A 16,642-nucleotide genomic window follows, 5' to 3' on the forward strand; every position below is an offset into this window, starting at 1 on the left:
CACGCGCTTGCGCGCGGCTCCTTGCCTGCGCTGCCTGAAATCCTGGTTCCGCCTTGAAGGCGGAACCGCAATTTCAATCTGCGACTCCAATGCCCGCGCGCAAGCGCGCACGCCAAGGTTTCAGAAGGCAATCCAAACCCACTCATGCACGCGCCAATACGTGCTGCTAGCGAACGCTTAGTAATGTCCAAGCGCCTCCACGACTACGCCCTCCTGATGCGCCTCAACAAGCGCATCGGCATCTACCTCCTCCTCTGGCCCACCCTCTGGGCCCTGTGGCTCGCCTCCAAAGGCACGCCAAGCTGGGACCTGTTCGCAGTCTTCGTAGCAGGCACAATCCTGATGCGCTCCGCCGGCTGCGTCATCAACGACTTCGCCGACCGCAAGATCGATCCCCACGTCGAACGCACCAAGGACCGCCCCATCGCAGCGGGCCGAGTGTCGCCGCGCGAAGCGCTGGCCCTGTTCGCCGTGCTCTGCCTGCTCGCCCTGCTCATCGCCAGCCATCTCAACGCCGCCGCCCTCTGGCTCTCCGTCCCCGCCGTGGTCCTCGCCGCCAGCTACCCCTTCGCCAAGCGCTTCCACAGCCTGCCGCAAGCCCATCTCGGCATCGCCTTCTCCTGGGGCATCCCCATGGCCTACGCGGCCGTGCGTGGTTCCGTCCCCTGGGGCGAAGCGGCCCCGCTGATGGCGGCCAACCTGTGCTGGGTCGTCGCCTACGACACCTACTACGCCATGAGCGACCGCGAGGACGACCTCAAGATCGGCGTCAAATCCAGCGCCATCCTGTTCGGCCGCTACGATCGCCTCATTGTCGGCCTGCTGCATCTCGCCGCGCTGGTGCTGCTGGTGATCGTCGGCGTGCAGGCGCAACGCGGCCCGGCCTATGGTGCCGGCCTCGTGGCGGCTGCGGGCTTCGCGATCCGTGAGCAATGGATGACGCGCACCCGCGAACGCGGACCCTGCTTCCAGGCCTTCCTCGACAACAACCGTTTCGGCGCGGCCGTCTTCGCCGGCCTCGCGCTGGATCTCCTGCTGCGCCCCGCCGGCTGGCTCTAAACCAGCCCCTGGCGGCAAGGGCCGAAACTCAAACCGCCCGCGCCGCCGTCCACACCTCGATGCGCGAAGCCCCAGCCTTGCGGCAAGCCCGCGCCAGTTCCGCCAGCGTGCTCCCCGTGGTCATCACATCGTCCACCAACGCGATGTGCTTGCCGTCGTAGCGCCCGGCCGTGACCGCGAAAGCCCCCTTCACATTGCGCCGCCGCTCCGCCGCGCTCTTGCCGATCTGATCCGCGGTGGCCCGCAAGCGAGCGGCGCCCCGCGCATCCACTTCCACATCGAGCACGCCGCCGATGGCCCGCGCCAGCTCCAGCGCCTGGTTGTACCCGCGCCCGCGCAGCCGCCCCGCATGCAGCGGCACCGGCAGTAAGACCTGCGGCAAGGGCAGGGCGCGTTGCGCCAGCGCCCGCCCCATTTCCTGCCCCAGCCACTGCGCGCTGCGAAACCCGGCGTGGTATTTCAGTCCCTGTACCGCCTTGTCGATCGGTATCTGGTAACGGAACGCCGACCAGCCGGAATCGAACGGCGGCGGGGCCTCGGCGCAGGTGGCGCAAACATGCCCCGGCCCGCTTTCCTGCGGCCGGGCGCAGCGCGGGCAGGCGCTGTGGTTCCACGGCAGGTCCGCGCGGCAGTCGCCGCACACCGGTCCAGGGGCAACCTGCCGGCACAGGCTGCACCGCTCCGGCAGCAACAGCCGGAACAGCCCGGAAAACACGCCGTCAACCATAGGAGTGGCTCATAAGTTGACAGCCGATCCCGGCCCGGCAAAACTGGCGCGGCAGCATTCCGGCAACATTTCAGATACCCCAGTGGAGTCACCATGTCCGAAGCCCAGGCCACCCGCCACGACTGGCGCAGCGAGGAAGTGCAGGCCCTGTTCGCCCTGCCGTTCAACGATCTGCTGTTCCAGGCCCAGACGGTTCATCGCGCCCATTTTGATCCGAACGCGGTGCAGCTCTCCACCCTGCTGTCGATCAAGACCGGCGCCTGCCCGGAAGACTGCGCCTACTGCCCGCAGAGCGTGCGCTTCGAGACTGGCCTCAAGGCCGAGCCGCTGATGCCCTTGCAGGAAGTGATGCGCGCCGCGCAGGAAGCCAAGGACAACGGCGCCACCCGCTTCTGCATGGGCGCCGCCTGGCGCTCGCCCAAGGACCGCGACCTCGAAAAGGTCGAGGAAATGGTGCGCGAAGTGAAGGCCATGGGACTGGAAACCTGCGTCACCCTCGGCATGCTCAAGCAGCACCAGGCGCAGCGTCTGGCCGCCGCCGGCCTCGATTACTACAACCACAACATCGACACCTCGCCCGAGCACTACAGCGAGATCATCACCACCCGCACCTTCGAGGACCGCCTCGAAACCCTCGGCAACGTGCGCGACGCCGGCATGAAGGTCTGCTGCGGCGGCATCGTCGGCATGGGCGAGTCGCCCACCGACCGCGCCGAGATGCTGCGCGTCCTGGCCAACCTGCCCGAGCAGCCCGAAAGCGTGCCGATCAACGAGCTGGTGCAGGTGCCCGGCACCCCGCTCGACGGCGCCGCCCCGCTCGATCCCTTCGACTTCGTCCGCACCATCGCCATCGCCCGCATCATGATGCCGCGCTCCCACGTGCGCCTCTCCGCCGGCCGCACCCAGATGAACGACGAGCTCCAGGCCCTGTGCTTCTTCGCCGGCGCCAACTCCATCTTCTACGGCGAGCGCCTGCTCACCACCTCCAACCCGCAGAACGACAAGGACCGCCAGCTGTTCCAGCGCCTCGGCCTCAAGCCGGAAGGGCAGGGCGCGGTGGTGAAGGCCGATGCCTGCGGCGATCACCACCATCACGCCGGCGTCGCCGAACACGCAGCGGCCACCGCCTGATCCTGCCGACGACCAGATCTTTTCGTGGACGGTCCAACCCCGCACCCGGGCCTGGAGCAAAGGCTCGCCGCTGAACTGAAGCAGCTGCGCGCCGAAGACCTGTACCGCGTGCGGCGCGCCGTCGAAGGCGGCCATGGCGTCGCGCTCACCGTGCAGGGCAAGCCCTGCATCAACTTCTGCAGCAACGACTATCTCGGCCTCGCCGCCGACCCGCGCCTGGCCGAAGCGGCCAAGCGTGCGCTCGACGCCTCCGGCACCGGCAGCGGCGCCTCCGCTCTGGTCTCCGGCTACAACCGCGAGCACGCCCGGCTCGAGGAAGAGCTGGCGGAGTTCCTGCAAAGGCCGCGCGTGCTGCTGTTCTCCACCGGCTGGGCGGCTAACCTCGGCGTGCTGCGCGCCCTGCTCAGGCGCGACGACGTGCTGGTGGCCGACGAGCTCAACCACGCCTCGCTCATCGACGGCGGCCGGCTCTCCGGCGCCGAATGCGTGCGCGTGCCCCACGGCAACCTCGGCGGCTTCGGCCGCGCCCTGCGCGAGGCGCGGGACGCCGGCCGCCAGGCCCTGCTGGTGACGGACGCCGTCTTCAGCATGGACGGCGACCTCGCCGACCTGCCGGCCCTGTCCACCCTGTGCGAAGCCTACGAAGGCAACCTCATGGTCGACGACGCCCACGGCTTCGGCGTGCTCGGCGAGCGCGGGCAGGGCAGTCTCGATTTGCTGTCGCACCCCGCGGCGCCGCTGCCGCCGCCCCTGGTCCACGTCGCCACCCTCGGCAAGAGCCTGGGCGCCGCCGGCGCCTTCGTCGCCGGCTCGGACACCCTCATCGAATACCTGATCCAGCGCGCGCGCAGCTGGGTCTTCTCCACCGCGCCGCCACCGGCCATCGCCGCCGCCGCGCGCGCCGCGCTGCGCATCGTCCAGGCCGAGCCGCAGCGGCGTGAAGCCCTGCACGCCAATATCCACCGCTTCCGCAGCGGCGCCGCGCAACTCGGCCTCAACCTCTCGTCCTCGGAAACGCCGATCCAGCCCCTGGTGCTGGGCGCGGCGGAACGCGCGCTGAGCCTCTCGCGCCACCTCTATGAGCAGGGCTACTGGGTCGCCGCCATCCGCCCGCCCACCGTGCCGCGCGGCACCTCGCGCCTGCGCATCACGCTGTCGGCCGCCCACACTTCAGGGCAGATCGATGGCCTGTTGGAGGCGCTGGCGGACGGATTGAGGCAAGTGAACAGTGATCAGTGGTTAGTGGCTAGTAAAGGCGAAACAACCGCTTCTACTAATCACTGGCCACTAACCACTAGTCACTGAAGATCGTGGCTTCCGCCACGATTTTCGTCACCGGCACCGATACCGGCGTCGGCAAGACCCGCATCGCCCAGGCCCTGCTGCAGCGGTTCCGCGCCGAAGGCCACAGCGCCGCCGGCTTCAAGCCGCTCGCCTCCGGCGCCGAGCGCAGTGCCGCCGGCCTGCGCAACGACGATGCCCTGCTGCTCCATGCCGCTTCCACGCCCGGGCTGAGCTACGAGGAGGTGAACCCCTGGTGTTTCGAGCCCGCCATCGCCCCTCACCTGGCCGCGCGCGAAGCCGGCATCGACATCGCCCTGGCCGCGCTCGACGCCGCGCACCACCATCTTGCGCGCGGACACGACCGGGTCGTGGTGGAAGGCGCGGGCGGCTGGCTGGTGCCGCTGAACGCGCGCCACAGCTACGCCGACTGGGTCGGACAACACGGCTGGCCGGTGATCCTGGTGGTGGCGATGCGCCTGGGGTGTATCAATCATGCCCTACTCAGCGCCGAGTCCATCCAGCGTAAAACCCGCTTGCTGGGCTGGATCGCCAACGTCATGCCGCCGGTCCAGGAGCGCCTGCGGGACAATATCGACACACTGCGCACACTGATGCCTGCGCCACTGCTCGCCACCGTGCCGGCCGGTGCCGGCACCGGCGAAATCGCCGCCTTGTTCGATGAGCAAGTGTTGCAAACGTAAGCCTTTTCCAAGGTTTCGCTTTACGCCTGCGGACGCAGGCCCCTAAAATACCGGCGTTTGGCGGCCCGGCGGATTCCGGACGGACGTCCAGCAACGCGAACATGCAGTATTCCGTGAACACGCGACTGGTGATCGGACCGAACGCTTCGATGAGCGTGCGGCAGGCGGTCTGGTTCATGGCCTGGATGTGCGCGGTGTCGCTGGCGATCGGCGGCTTCTTTGCCTTGAAGGGCTTCTGGCCGATTCTCCCGTTTGCCGGACTGGAACTGGTCGCGCTGGCAGCGGCCCTGGCAGTAAGCTTGCGCCGCAACCGCTACCGCGAGGTGGTGGACTTCGACCAAGACGCCATCCGCGTCGAAGTCGGTGAAATAGGACGCGGCGCCGGCTTGCAGGTACGCTTCACGCGGTCGAGTACACGGGTGCTGCTGGAGACCGGCCCGTATCGCAACAGCCCTAGCCGGCTGCTGCTGAGCAGTCTGGGGCAGAGTCTCGAACTGGGACGCTGCCTGACGGACGAGGAGCGGGAACGCCTCGCCGCACGCATGCGCGAACTGATACACCCCGGCTGGCGCCGCAAGCCGGACGGTCGTAACCCGGAGTCCGCTCCGGGATGAGCTGCATATATTGATTAGGCGTAGTCATTTTTGGAGAGGGGAATGCCGAACCTGAGCCCCAGAGTCAATCTGGTCCTCCGCAGCATCGTCGCCGCCCTGCTTGGGCTGGGTACCTTCGCCGCCCGCGCGGCGGACACGATGGACAATGCCTACTGGAACATGCCCAAGGGCGTGACCGAAATCAGCCACCGCGTCTGGTGGCTGCACATGTACGTCTTCTGGATCTGCGTCGTCATCGGCGTGCTGGTCTTCGGCGTGATGTTCTACTCGCTGTTCGCGCATCGCCGCACCAAGCATCCGGTGCCGGCCACCTTCCACGAAAGCACCACCGTGGAAATCGCCTGGACCATCATCCCCTTCCTCATCCTGATCGCCATGGCCGTTCCGGCCGCCGGCACCCTGATCAAGATGTACGACACGCGCAACGCCGACCTGACCGTCAAGATCACCGGCTACCAGTGGAAGTGGCAGTACGAATACGTCGATCAGGGCGTCAGCTTCTTCAGCACCCTGGAAGCCAAGGCCAACGCCGCGCGCCAGCTCCATTCCGGCATCGACCCCAAGACCGTGCCGAACTACCTGCACGACGTCGACCATTACCTGGTCCTGCCGGTCGGCAAGAAGGTCCGCTTCCTGCTCACCTCCGACGACGTCATCCACGGCTGGTGGGTGCCCGACCTCGCCGTAAAGAAGGACGCCATCCCGGGCTACATCAACGAGATGTGGGCCAAGATCGACGAGCCCGGCATCTACCGCGGCCAGTGCACCGTGCTCTGCGGCCGTGACCACGGCTTCATGCCGATCGTCGTCAAGGCCGTGTCCGAGCCCGAATACGAACAGTGGCTGGCGCAGCAGAAGGGCGCCACCGCAGCCCCGGCTCCCGCCGCCGCCGCGCCCGCCGCAACCGAAGTCGCCGCCGCCCCGGCCGCTCCCGCTGCAGCCGCTCCAGCCGCCACCCCGGCCGCCGATGCCGCCAAGCCTGCCGCCGCCGCGCCGGCCAAGCTCGACCATGACGAACTGGTCAAGAACGGCGAGAAGATCTACGCCGCCACCTGCGCCGCCTGCCACCAGGCCACCGGCCAGGGCATGAAGCCGGCCTTCCCGGCCCTGGTCGGCAGTGCCGTCGTCGCCGGCCCGGTCGACGCCCACATCACCCAGATCCTGAAGGGCAAGAACGCGATGCCGCCGTTCGGCCCCCAGCTTTCCGATGCCGACGTCGCGGCCGTGGCCACCTACGAGCGCAACTCCTGGGGCAACCATTCCGGCGACGTGCAGCCTGCGCAGGTAACGGCTCTGCGCGGCAAGTAAGCCACAAGTGAATTATCTTGATCTTGATGTGATGCGACAGAATTAGCCCGCAGCATGGGCCGTCATCCCGGCGAAAGCCGGGATCCAGTCACAAACATGTTTGCGCGGCAAGTAAGCAGTAATCCGAATTCGAGGTAGGAGCTAGAGTCATGGCAGAAGCACACGCTCACGACGACCACGGTCACGACCACAGCCACGATCACGCCCATGGTCCCGACAAGGGCATCATGCGCTGGATCAAGACCACCAATCACAAGGACCTGGGGACCCTGTACCTCTGGTTCAGCGCCACCATGTTCATCATCGGCGGCCTGATGTCCCTGGCCATCCGCGCCGAGCTGTGGCAGCCCGGCATGCAGTACTTCGATCCGGAGCTGTTCAACCAGTTCACCACCATGCACGCCCTGGTGATGATCTTCGGCGGCGTCATGCCCGGCTTCGTCGGCCTTGCCAACTGGATGGTGCCGATGACCATCGGCGCTTCCGACCTGGCCCTGCCGCGCGTCAACAACTGGGGCTTCTGGATCCTGCCGTTCGCCTTCGCCCTGCTGCTCAGCACCTTCTTCCTGCCGGGCGGCGCCCCCGCCGGCGGCTGGACCATCTACCCGCCGCTGGTGCTGCAGACCGGCAACTCCTTCCCGCTGCTGGTGTTCGCCATCCATTTGATGGGCATCAGCTCCATCACCGGCGCCATCAACGTGGTGGTGACCATCCTGAACATGCGCGCGCCGGGCATGACCCTGCTGAAAATGCCGCTGTTCGCCTGGAGCTGGCTGATCACCGCCTACCTGCTGATCGCCGTCATGCCGGTGCTGGCGGGCGCGGTCACCATGCTGCTCACCGACAAATACTTCGGCACCAGCTTCTTCAACGCCGCCGGCGGCGGCGACCCGGTGATGTTCGAGCACATCTTCTGGTTCTTCGGCCATCCCGAGGTGTACATCCTGATCCTGCCGTCCTTCGGCGTGATCTCGACCATCATCCCGACCTTCGCCCGCAAGCCCCTGTTCGGTTACGCCTCCATGGTCTACGCCATGGGCTCGATCGCCTTCCTGTCGTTCATCGTCTGGGCGCACCACATGTTCACCGTCGGCATCCCGCTGGCGGGCGAGCTGTTCTTCATGTTCAGCACCATGCTGATCGCGGTGCCCACCGGCGTGAAGGTGTTCAACTGGGTCGCCACCATGTGGCAGGGCTCGATGACCTACGAAACGCCGATGCTGTTCGCACTGGCCTTCGTCTTCCTGTTCAGCATCGGCGGCTTCTCCGGCCTGATGCTGGCCCTGGCCCCGGTCGACTTCCAGTACCACAACACCTACTTCGTGGTGGCGCATTTCCACTACGTGCTGGTGCCCGGCGCGGTGTTCGGCATCATCGCCGCCGTCTACTACTGGATTCCGAAGTGGACCGGCGTGATGTACAACGAGACGCTCGGCAAGGTCCATTTCTGGTGGTCGGTGGTCTGGATCAACGTCACCTTCTTCCCGCAGCATTTCGTCGGCCTCGCCGGCATGCCGCGCCGTATCCCGGACTACGCCGTGCAGTTCACCGATTTCAACCAGATCTCCACGGTCGGCGCCTTCCTGTTCTTCATCGGCCAGTTCGTGTTCTTCTACAACATCCTGCGCTGTGCACTCTGGCGCACCGGCATGAAGCCGGCGACCGCTCGCGTGTGGGATGGCGCTTATGGCCTGGAGTGGACCGTGCCGAGCCCGGCGCCGTACCACACCTTCGAGGATCCGCCCCACGTGACGGATGCCGAAAGCCCCTGGGCCCATTGATCAGGACGACCGGAAGGCAGTGAACGAAACGAAACGCGGCAACCAGGACCTGGCCCGGCGCAATGTACGCACCGCGCTGTGGCTGGCCCTGCTGGCGTTCGCCTTCGTCGCCGCCTTCTTCTGGTCGATGAGTCACCGCGGAGGCTGAGCGCTCTTGTCCGAGGAAGCAACCGGCAGGAAAGGCGCCCGCCGCGGCAGCTGGAAGCTGGCAGTGGTGGTGTTGTTCATGTTCGGGTTCGGCTTCGCCATGGTGCCCCTGTACGGCGCCATCTGCCAGTTGACCGGGCTCAACGGCAAGAACAACGGCATGCTGGTGTCGAGCGATGTGAAGGAACGGGTGGACAGCGACCGCATCGTCAAGGTGCAGTTCCTGACCACGGTGAATGGCGGTCAGGTGTGGAGTTTCAGCGCCGACCAGGCGCAGATCGAAGTGCATCCGGGCAAGCTGTACACGGTGTATTTCGATGCGAAGAATCAACGGGACAAGGACGTGGTGGGGCAGGCGGTGCCGAGTGTCGCGCCGTGGAATGCGGCGAAGCATCTGCACAAGACCGAGTGCTTCTGCTTCAGCCAGCAGCCGTTCAAGGCCGGCGAAGCCAAGCGCATGCCGGTGCGCTTCATGCTCGATCCGCAGTTGCCGGCGGATGTGGATACGGTCACGCTGTCGTACACGTTTTTCGATGTAACCGAGTTGGCGCAGCAGAACGCGCCGAAAAGCAGCACCGAGCAGCAAACGATCTCACCTAAAAGCTGAACCGAGGAAAGTCAGATGGCGACCCATGCACCTGCCGCCCCCGCCGAATCCGGCCCGAGCCGCTACTTCGTCCCCAACCCCAGCGTCTGGCCGTTCATCCTGACCGCCGCCCTGGCGCTGCTGGTCTATGGCGTGGCCGGCTACCTGGAAGACCGCGCCCTGCCGATCAAGCCGATGATCATCGCCGGCGCGGTGCTGGCCTTCTACATCATCTTCCGCTGGTGCCGCGATGTCGCCATGGAGAGCGAGCACGGCAGCTACAACCTCCAGGTGGACCGCACCTTCCGCTGGGGCATGAGCTGGTTCATCTTCTCCGAGGTGATGTTCTTCGGCGCCTTCTTCGGCGCCCTGTTCTACACCCGCATGCTGTCGGTTCCCTGGCTCGGCGGCGACGGCTCCAAGCTGCTCACCAACCTGCTGCTGTGGCCGCACTTCGAAGCCAGCTGGCCGAGCAACGGCCCCGGCCACGTCGGCGGCGAGTTCGAAGGCATGGAAGCCTGGGGCCTGCCGGCGATCAACACCCTGCTCCTGATCACCTCCAGCTTCACCGTCACCTGGGCGCACCACGCGCTGAAGGAAAACAAGCGCGCCAAGTGCATCGCCTTCATGTGGCTGACCATCGCCCTGGGCGTCACCTTCCTGTTCTGCCAGGCCAAGGAATACATCCATGCCTACGAAGTGCAGAACCTGACCCTGCACTCCGGCGTCTACGGCAGCACCTTCTTCATGCTCACCGGCTTCCACGGCATGCACGTGACGCTCGGCACCCTGATGCTGATCATCATCACCCTGCGCCTGATGTCCGGCCACTTCAAGCCCGATCGCCACTTCGGCTTCGAGGGCGTGGCCTGGTATTGGCACTTCGTGGACGTGGTATGGATCGGCCTGTTCACCTTCGTCTACGTGCTCTGAGCGCGCAGCCGTAGCGAAATAAAAAAGGCCCGGCCGCAAGGCCGGGCCTTTTGCTTTAAGCCGCCACCCACATCATCAGCGTCATACTGGCGAAAGCCGGTATCCAGAGATGCGGAGTACGCACTTCATCATTCCGGATAGCGTTTCGCGCTTCGCAATTCCCGTAAGCTGGGATGAGCGCAGCGAATCCCAGCAAGCCCATTGGCGGGATATCCCCAGCCGTGGCGATTGACTCCCCAAGCTCTACCCACCCACACCATGGGGATGTATCCACCCCATGTAGTAGCTCACAATCAGGAACAGCGCGAAGGCAATGGACAGCCCCACGCGTACCTTCAAGGCATTCACCGTGCGGCGGTCGTCGCTGGTGCCCTTGTCCTTGAGCAGGAAGTAGAGGCCCGTGAACAGCGACGCCACGATGGCGAGCAGGAAGGCCACGATGATGATTTTGACAAGCATTACGGACGCCAGTGGAAGGCTGAGGCGCATCTTAGCCCGCGGCGTGTCCCCCGATGAAACCGCAGGTAATTCAGGCAATCGATGAGCTGGTCATTCCGCCCCTCCAAGTGGTCCATCGCCGGCACCGTCGTCGGCTGCGCCCTGACCGTCTATCTCGGCATCTGGCAACTCGACCGCGGCGCCGAAAAGAAAGCCCTGGACCTGCAATACACCGCCGCCACCCAGCTTGCGCCGGTCGAACTGAAAGCCGCCACCGCCGTCCCGGCCAATCTCGCCGCCATCGCGGTGACCGCGCACGGCACCTGGCTCGCCGAGCGCCAGCTCCTGCTCGACGACCAGGTCCACGCCGACATGCCCGGTTACAACGTCTGGACCCCGCTGCGCCTGAGCAGCGGCGGACTGGTCATCGTCAACCGCGGCTGGGTGCCACACGGTCCCAACCGCCACACCCTGCCGCCGCTGCCGGTGCCGGCAGGCGAGGTCATGGTGCAGGGCCTGTGGCGCTCCCTGCCCGAGCCGGGCATCCGCCTGGGCAACTCGGCCTGCATCCCCGACAAGCTCTCCGCCGAATGGCCGCGCCTGGTGCTCTATCCCAACGCCAAGGACCTGGCTTGCTTCTACGGCGAGCCGGTGATGGCCGGCGAAATCCTCCTCGCCCCCGACGCGCCCGATGGCTTTGTGCGGGAGTGGCGCGTCAGCAGCGAGGGCTTTCCCCCGGCGCGCCACTACGCCTATGCCGCACAATGGTTCGCCTTCGCCCTGACCCTGCTGGTCATCTTCATCAAGCTCAACCTGAAACGTAAGCCGTGAACACCACCCCCACCGCTCCCCCGCGCAACCGCCGCCCCTTCCTCATCGTGCTGGCCATCTTCGTGCTGCCGGTGCTGGCCGCCTACGCCGTCTACTTCCTCTTCCCCAACCTGCGCCCCACCGGCACCACCAACTATGGCCAGCTGGTCCATCCCGCGCGCCCGCTGCCGCCGCTGGCCCTGCAGGACGCCGACGGCAAACCCGCCGACGCCGCCGTCTTCAAGGGCAAGTGGGACATGGTCTATCTCGCCCCCGCCGCATGCGCCCAGGCCTGCCGGACCGCCGTCCATCTCAGCCGCCAGATACGCACCTCGCTCGACCGCAACGCCCGCCGCCTGCAACGCATCTACCTCGCCCCCGACGCCCAGTCCCTGGCCGCCGCCAAGGCCCTGCTCGCCGCCGAACACCCCGACCTCGTATTTCTGGCTGACACCGCTGCCCCCGGCAGCCGCGCCACCGACTTCTTCCAGCCCGCCGCGCCGGACGCCCTCTACATGGTCGACCCCCTCGGCAACTGGTTCATGCTCTACCCCCCCAAGGCCGACCCCATCGTCGACTTCAAGGGCATCGGCAAGGACCTGAAGAAGCTGATGAACCAATCCCAGATCGACTGAGGCCGCAAGCAGTGATTGTTGGGCGGCCCATGGCCGCCGGCTGTTTCCCTCCCAAGCACTACACCCGTTCGCCCCGAGTGCCCGCGAAGCGGGTGTATCGAGGGGCCAGCGCGGCCCCGGCCCTGAGCAGCTTTTAACCACCTGGACGGGTACAATACGCACCCTTAGAAGCCGCCCATGCACCGGCCGCGGCAGTGCAAATCCCCCGAAAATGGCCCTGTTTCGCGGCATCAATCTCCTCGCGTTGATCCTCTGCTTCGTGGTCGTCGTCTTCGGCGCCTATGTGCGCCTGTCCAACGCCGGCCTCGGCTGCCCTGACTGGCCCGGCTGCTATGGCCACCTCACCGTCACCGCCGCCGCCCGCGACTCCGCCGAAAGCGTGGCGCAGGCCTACCCGACGCGCCCGGTGGTGGAGGCCCACAAGGCCTGGAAGGAGATGATCCACCGCTACCTCGCCACCACCCTCGGCACCCTGCTGCTGATCCTCGCCGCCCTCACCTGGCTGGTGGGCGGCCTGCGCCAGTTCCGCGGCCTGAGCCTGGCCCTGATCGGCACCGTCTGCCTGCAGGGCGCGCTCGGCGCGCTCACCGTGCTGTGGAACGTCAACCCCGTCACCGTCACCGGCCACCTGCTGGTCGGCCTCACCACCCTGGTCCTGCTGTGGTGGCTGTGGCTGCGCGGCGGCGCCGTCGAACCCGCCACCGCCGCTCGCGGCAGGCCCGAGCGCGAAGCCCGCTCCGAGCGCCAGGCCTGGTTCACCGCGCAGAACGAAAAGGCCGCAGCGCCGGCGCCGTCCACCGCCACCAGCCTGCGCGGCTGCGCTGCCTTCGCCCTGCTGCTGGTGATCGGCCAGATCTTCCTCGGCGGCTGGACCAGCTCCAACTACGCCGCCCTGGCCTGTCCGGATTTCCCCGCCTGCCTCGGCTCCTACGCGCCGCAGACCGGCATCGCCCAGGCCTTCGACGTCTGGCACGGCACCGGCGCCAACTACGAGTACGGCATCCTCGACGGCGCCACCCGCGCCACCATTCACCTGATGCACCGCTACGGCGCCCTGCTGCTGAGCCTGGTGCTCGGCGGCCTCGCGCTGTATCTGCTGGCCACCGCCAAGACCACGCTGTGGCGCCGCCTCGGCGCAGCCCTGCTCGGGGCGTTGCTGCTCCAGGTCTGCATCGGCATCAGCATCGTCAAGCTGCAATTGCCCCTGCTGCTGGCCGACGCGCACAATGCCGGCGCCGCCCTGCTGCTGCTGGCCGTGGTGGCCGTCAACTTCTTCGCCTGGCGCAAGCCGGAAACCGCACAAGGCTGAGGGCCAAGCCGACATGACCGCACAGACCACCGTCGCCGCGCCCTCGGGCCTGCGCCACCGGCTCAACGAGTACTACGAGCTGTGCAAGCCGCGCGTGGTGATGCTCATCGTCTTCACCGCCATCATCGGCATGTTCCTCGCCGTGCCCGGCCTGCCGCCGCTGGACAAGCTGCTGTGGGGCACCATCGGCATCACCCTCCAGGCCGCCGCCGCCGCCGCCGTCAACCAGCTCATCGACCGCAACATCGACGCGCGCATGGCCCGCACCTGCGGCCGCCCGCTGGTCACCGGCACGCTGTCCGTCACCGAGTCCATCGTCTTCACCGCCATCATCGGCACCGCCGGCTTCGCCGTGCTGTGGTTCCTGGTCAACCCGCTCACCGCCTGGCTGACCCTCGCCACCCTCATCGGCTACGCCGGCGTCTACACCCTCTACCTCAAGCGCGCCACGCCGCAGAACATCGTCATCGGCGGCGCCGCCGGCGCCGCACCGCCGGTGCTGGGCTGGGCCGCCATCAGCGGCACCATCCATCCGCACGCCCTGCTGCTGTTCCTCATCATCTTCACCTGGACCCCGCCGCACTTCTGGGCCCTGGCCATCGAGCGCCACAAGGAATACGCCGACGTCGACGTACCCATGCTGCCCGTCACCCACGGCCTTGAGTACACCCGCCTGCAGGTTTTGCTCTACACCATCCTGCTGCTGGTGGTCAGCGTGCTGCCCTTCGTCTTCGGCATGAGCGGCGTCATCTACCTCGTCGGCGCATTGCTGCTCGGCTTCGTCTTCCTCTACTACGCCATCCAGCTCAAGTGGGCGCCGCGCCCTGGCCTGGCGATGAAGACCTTCGGCTATTCCATCGTCTACCTGATGGGAATTTTCACCCTGCTGTTCGCCGACCACTACATCCGTTGATTGCCTGATTGTTTGCCTCTCCCTCCGGGAGAGGTCGGCGCGCCAGCGCCGGGTGAGGGACAAGACATCGGCGAAGCACGTACTTCGCCATTGCAGACCGCAAATGAAAGCGAGCGAACCATGAGCGAAGAATACGAAGTGCCGGCCGCACACGAGCACCACATCGAGCACGAGGCGCAGCATGGCGTGGCCCTGAGCCAGCAGGTCGCCATCTTCACCGCCATCCTCGCCACCCTGGGCGCCGTCGTCAGCTACCTTGGAGGCCACACCCAGAACAACGCGCTGATCTACAAGAACGAAGCCGTGCTCAGCCGCACCATGGCCTCCGACCAGTGGGCCTACTACCAGGCCAAGGGCATCAAGCAGGAAATCGCCGAATCCGAAGCGCAGTCCACCACCGACCCCGCGCGCATCGCCGCGCTCAAGGCCGACATCAAGCGCTACGGCGAGGAAAAGGAGCAGAGCAAGCAGCAGGCGGAGAAGTTCGAGAAAGCCTCGGAAGAAGCCAACCAGCAATCCGAGCACGCCCTGCATCCGCACGAAAAGCTGGCCATGGCGATGACCCTGATCCAGATCGCCATCTCCGCCGCATCGATCACCGCCCTGACCCGCAAACGCTGGCTCTTCGGCCTGGCCCTGGTCTCCGCCGCCGGCGGCATCCTGATGTGGATCCTGGCCTTCGTGCTGGTCTAGCAATCGGCTTGGTCGCGCACTCCTGACGAATCCCCTCCCAGTCGTTACTCCCTCTCCCCACGTACGTAGGGAGAGGGCAGGGGTGAGGGGCGCGCATTCAAAAAAGCACCGTAGTTCCCCCTAAAAGACCAACCTCCTCAGTTGCTCGGACTGGCCCCATCCACCGGCGCACAATTCGTCCGCCCGGACATCACGCAATCCTGAAGCTGCGAAGTCTTGTGCAGCACCCGCACCAGGAACAGCCCGCCAAACACCAGCAGCAGGACAATGATCAATCCCACCTTCGCGCCCTGGCGCGTATCGGATACCCGGGATTCCTTCGGCGTCGGTTCGGTCATCGGCAAGTGAAGATCTGTTAAGCCCGGCTCAGGGGAGAGCAACGATAGTAGGGCGGAATAAGCGTAGCGCATTCCGCCATTCGCCAAGCCCACAAGGGTAATAACGTAAATCGTGCCCTCACCCCCACCTCGTCATTCCGCCGCGGGCGGAACGCGGTGCATCTTCAACTCTCCGCCGGCACCGAATGATGCTCATGCGTAATGATCCACCGCCCCTCGATCTTGCGCAGCCCCATCATCAACCGAAAATCCAGTGGCTTCTGCTTACCGTCAGGCCCAGGCTCCGCACAACGCATCGTCGCAACAACAAAAGCGACATCCGCACTGGCAGTGATGCTCATCTCGGTGATATCGAACGGAACCGGATCACTCGACCAGGAAAAGAACAAATCCCAAGACTTTCTGTAGGCCTCGATTCCTCTGATTTGAAACGGCGGCGGCACATCGAACATCGCGATGTCGGAAGCATGGTTCCGGAGAATGCCTTCGAAGTCTCTGCGGCGTACGGCGGCGGTCCACGACTCGACTACTTGGCGAATTGCCGCCTCGTCTTCGGAACCACTTGGCTTCTTGTCCATCCAGAATTCCTCCGAGCGCGTAAGGCATGGGGCGAAAGAATCGCAACGCATTCCTTCATTCACCAAGCCCGCTCAGTCTCACCTCTCGCACCTTGTCATTCCGGCGAAAGCCGGAATCCAGGGGCTAGCGCATGGTCAGCCGCTGGCCGGCACCATGCGCAGAAACCCCTGTTTTTGCCATGCGTGCCATGCGTGCCAAGGTTTTTTGTTGGCACGCATGCGGTGAGCGATGTTCCTTTCCCCAGGAAAACGCCCGCGAAAGTCGAGGCTGCAACCGTACGTTGAGGTCAGCAAAACTGGATCCCCGCCTGCGCGGGGATGACGAAAAGGGATAGGGAGCGCTCAAGAGCAACGTTTCGGCTTTTGATGTTGCGGTTGCCGTGGCTTTTGACGTTCCCCCCGTTGTCTGCGCCGAGCATCGGAGTCCGCGGCGACGTAGGCTCGCGCCTGTTTGGCGCGAGGCGAGGCAGGATGCCGAAGCGTTTTTGTACAGGCCAGGGATGGCCTGTACAAAAACCCCGCCGCGGGCGAGAAGCGCAGGGGACCCATCAATCACCGATAGGTGATTGATGGGCGCAGGCTCCGGGGCGGCGCTTCTTTGGTTACTTTCTTGTCGCTGGAGACAAGAAAGTGACCCGCCTTCAAGGCGGAACCGCA

The 16,642-nt window shown here is 65.9% G+C and carries 19 protein-coding genes; 15 read left to right on the forward strand and 4 right to left on the reverse strand.

Going from position 1 to position 16,642, the window contains the following annotated elements; translation table 11 throughout:
• Positions 1–183: 183 nt before the first annotated feature.
• Positions 184–1,059: a 4-hydroxybenzoate octaprenyltransferase gene (ubiA, locus tag BP26_RS0119080; RefSeq protein ID WP_029922161.1), complete on the forward strand. Its 876-nt coding sequence runs from the start codon at positions 184–186 to the stop codon at positions 1,057–1,059.
• Positions 1,060–1,087: 28 nt separating this feature from the next.
• Here the strand turns inward: ubiA and BP26_RS0119085 are convergent, their stop codons facing one another.
• Positions 1,088–1,786, reverse strand: a complete 699-nt coding sequence (locus tag BP26_RS0119085) for a ComF family protein (RefSeq protein WP_029922162.1) — start codon at positions 1,784–1,786, stop codon at positions 1,088–1,090.
• 93 nt (positions 1,787–1,879) lie between these two features.
• Here BP26_RS0119085 and bioB point away from each other — a divergent pair, with 93 nt between their 5' ends.
• From bioB to BP26_RS0119130, 9 genes are all read left to right on the forward strand, one after another.
• A complete protein-coding gene (gene bioB / locus BP26_RS0119090) occupies positions 1,880–2,917 on the forward strand; it encodes a biotin synthase BioB (RefSeq protein ID WP_036517400.1) in 1,038 nt (345 codons plus the stop codon).
• A gap of 24 nt (positions 2,918–2,941) precedes the next feature.
• A complete protein-coding gene (gene bioF / locus BP26_RS0119095) occupies positions 2,942–4,222 on the forward strand; it encodes an 8-amino-7-oxononanoate synthase (protein WP_211254977.1) in 1,281 nt (426 codons plus the stop codon).
• Positions 4,223–4,227: 5 nt separating this feature from the next.
• Complete coding sequence (bioD, locus tag BP26_RS0119100) at positions 4,228–4,902, forward strand: dethiobiotin synthase (RefSeq protein ID WP_036517402.1); 675 nt, start codon at positions 4,228–4,230, stop codon at positions 4,900–4,902.
• 101 nt (positions 4,903–5,003) lie between these two features.
• Entirely contained in the window at positions 5,004–5,516 is a 513-nt protein-coding gene (locus BP26_RS27855; RefSeq protein WP_051749174.1) for a DUF2244 domain-containing protein, read from the forward strand.
• Positions 5,517–5,654: 138 nt separating this feature from the next.
• Positions 5,655–6,824: a cytochrome c oxidase subunit II gene (gene coxB, locus BP26_RS0119110; RefSeq protein ID WP_366518053.1), complete on the forward strand. Its 1,170-nt coding sequence runs from the start codon at positions 5,655–5,657 to the stop codon at positions 6,822–6,824.
• 149 nt (positions 6,825–6,973) lie between these two features.
• Complete coding sequence (locus tag BP26_RS0119115) at positions 6,974–8,605, forward strand: cytochrome c oxidase subunit I (RefSeq protein WP_029922168.1); 1,632 nt, start codon at positions 6,974–6,976, stop codon at positions 8,603–8,605.
• A gap of 19 nt (positions 8,606–8,624) precedes the next feature.
• Entirely contained in the window at positions 8,625–8,753 is a 129-nt protein-coding gene (locus BP26_RS30930) for a hypothetical protein (RefSeq protein WP_281172781.1), read from the forward strand.
• Between the two features lie 6 nt (positions 8,754–8,759).
• Positions 8,760–9,359: a cytochrome c oxidase assembly protein gene (locus BP26_RS0119125; protein WP_036517404.1), complete on the forward strand. Its 600-nt coding sequence runs from the start codon at positions 8,760–8,762 to the stop codon at positions 9,357–9,359.
• A 15-nt stretch (positions 9,360–9,374) separates the two neighbouring features.
• A complete protein-coding gene (locus BP26_RS0119130; protein ID WP_029922170.1) occupies positions 9,375–10,271 on the forward strand; it encodes a cytochrome c oxidase subunit 3 in 897 nt (298 codons plus the stop codon).
• Positions 10,272–10,514: 243 nt separating this feature from the next.
• On the opposite strand, the gene BP26_RS0119135 is transcribed toward BP26_RS0119130, so the two are convergent.
• Positions 10,515–10,730, reverse strand: coding sequence for a twin transmembrane helix small protein (locus tag BP26_RS0119135; RefSeq protein ID WP_029922171.1), 216 nt, complete (start codon positions 10,728–10,730; stop codon positions 10,515–10,517).
• An 81-nt stretch (positions 10,731–10,811) separates the two neighbouring features.
• Here BP26_RS0119135 and BP26_RS0119140 point away from each other — a divergent pair, with 81 nt between their 5' ends.
• From BP26_RS0119140 to BP26_RS0119160, 5 genes are all read left to right on the forward strand, one after another.
• The gene (locus tag BP26_RS0119140) at positions 10,812–11,540 is read left to right on the forward strand and encodes an SURF1 family protein (protein WP_029922172.1); all 729 of its coding nucleotides are present in this window, start codon (positions 10,812–10,814) and stop codon (positions 11,538–11,540) included.
• Positions 11,537–12,154 (forward strand): redox-active disulfide-containing membrane protein, encoded by a 618-nt coding sequence (locus BP26_RS0119145; RefSeq protein ID WP_029922173.1) that lies wholly within the window; start codon positions 11,537–11,539, stop codon positions 12,152–12,154. Before BP26_RS0119140 ends, BP26_RS0119145 begins: the two co-directional genes overlap by 4 nt.
• Positions 12,155–12,365: 211 nt before the next feature.
• Positions 12,366–13,463, forward strand: coding sequence for a COX15/CtaA family protein (locus tag BP26_RS0119150; protein WP_029922174.1), 1,098 nt, complete (start codon positions 12,366–12,368; stop codon positions 13,461–13,463).
• 13 nt (positions 13,464–13,476) lie between these two features.
• Complete coding sequence (gene cyoE, locus BP26_RS0119155) at positions 13,477–14,376, forward strand: heme o synthase (protein WP_029922175.1); 900 nt, start codon at positions 13,477–13,479, stop codon at positions 14,374–14,376.
• Positions 14,377–14,496: 120 nt separating this feature from the next.
• Positions 14,497–15,069 carry a DUF4337 domain-containing protein gene (locus tag BP26_RS0119160; RefSeq protein WP_029922176.1) on the forward strand — a complete coding sequence of 191 codons (573 nt, stop codon included), beginning with the start codon at positions 14,497–14,499 and terminating at the stop codon, positions 15,067–15,069.
• A 137-nt stretch (positions 15,070–15,206) separates the two neighbouring features.
• On the opposite strand, the gene BP26_RS29685 is transcribed toward BP26_RS0119160, so the two are convergent.
• Both BP26_RS29685 and BP26_RS0119170 read right to left on the reverse strand, forming a co-directional pair.
• Entirely contained in the window at positions 15,207–15,479 is a 273-nt protein-coding gene (locus tag BP26_RS29685; RefSeq protein ID WP_211254978.1) for a hypothetical protein, read from the reverse strand.
• 92 nt (positions 15,480–15,571) lie between these two features.
• Positions 15,572–15,985 carry a YybH family protein gene (locus tag BP26_RS0119170; protein ID WP_029922177.1) on the reverse strand — a complete coding sequence of 138 codons (414 nt, stop codon included), beginning with the start codon at positions 15,983–15,985 and terminating at the stop codon, positions 15,572–15,574.
• Positions 15,986–16,642 lie beyond the last annotated feature (657 nt).

It is taken from the genome of Nevskia soli DSM 19509 (assembly GCF_000711955.1).
In the GTDB taxonomy this organism is placed as follows: Bacteria; Pseudomonadota; Gammaproteobacteria; order Nevskiales; family Nevskiaceae; genus Nevskia; species Nevskia soli.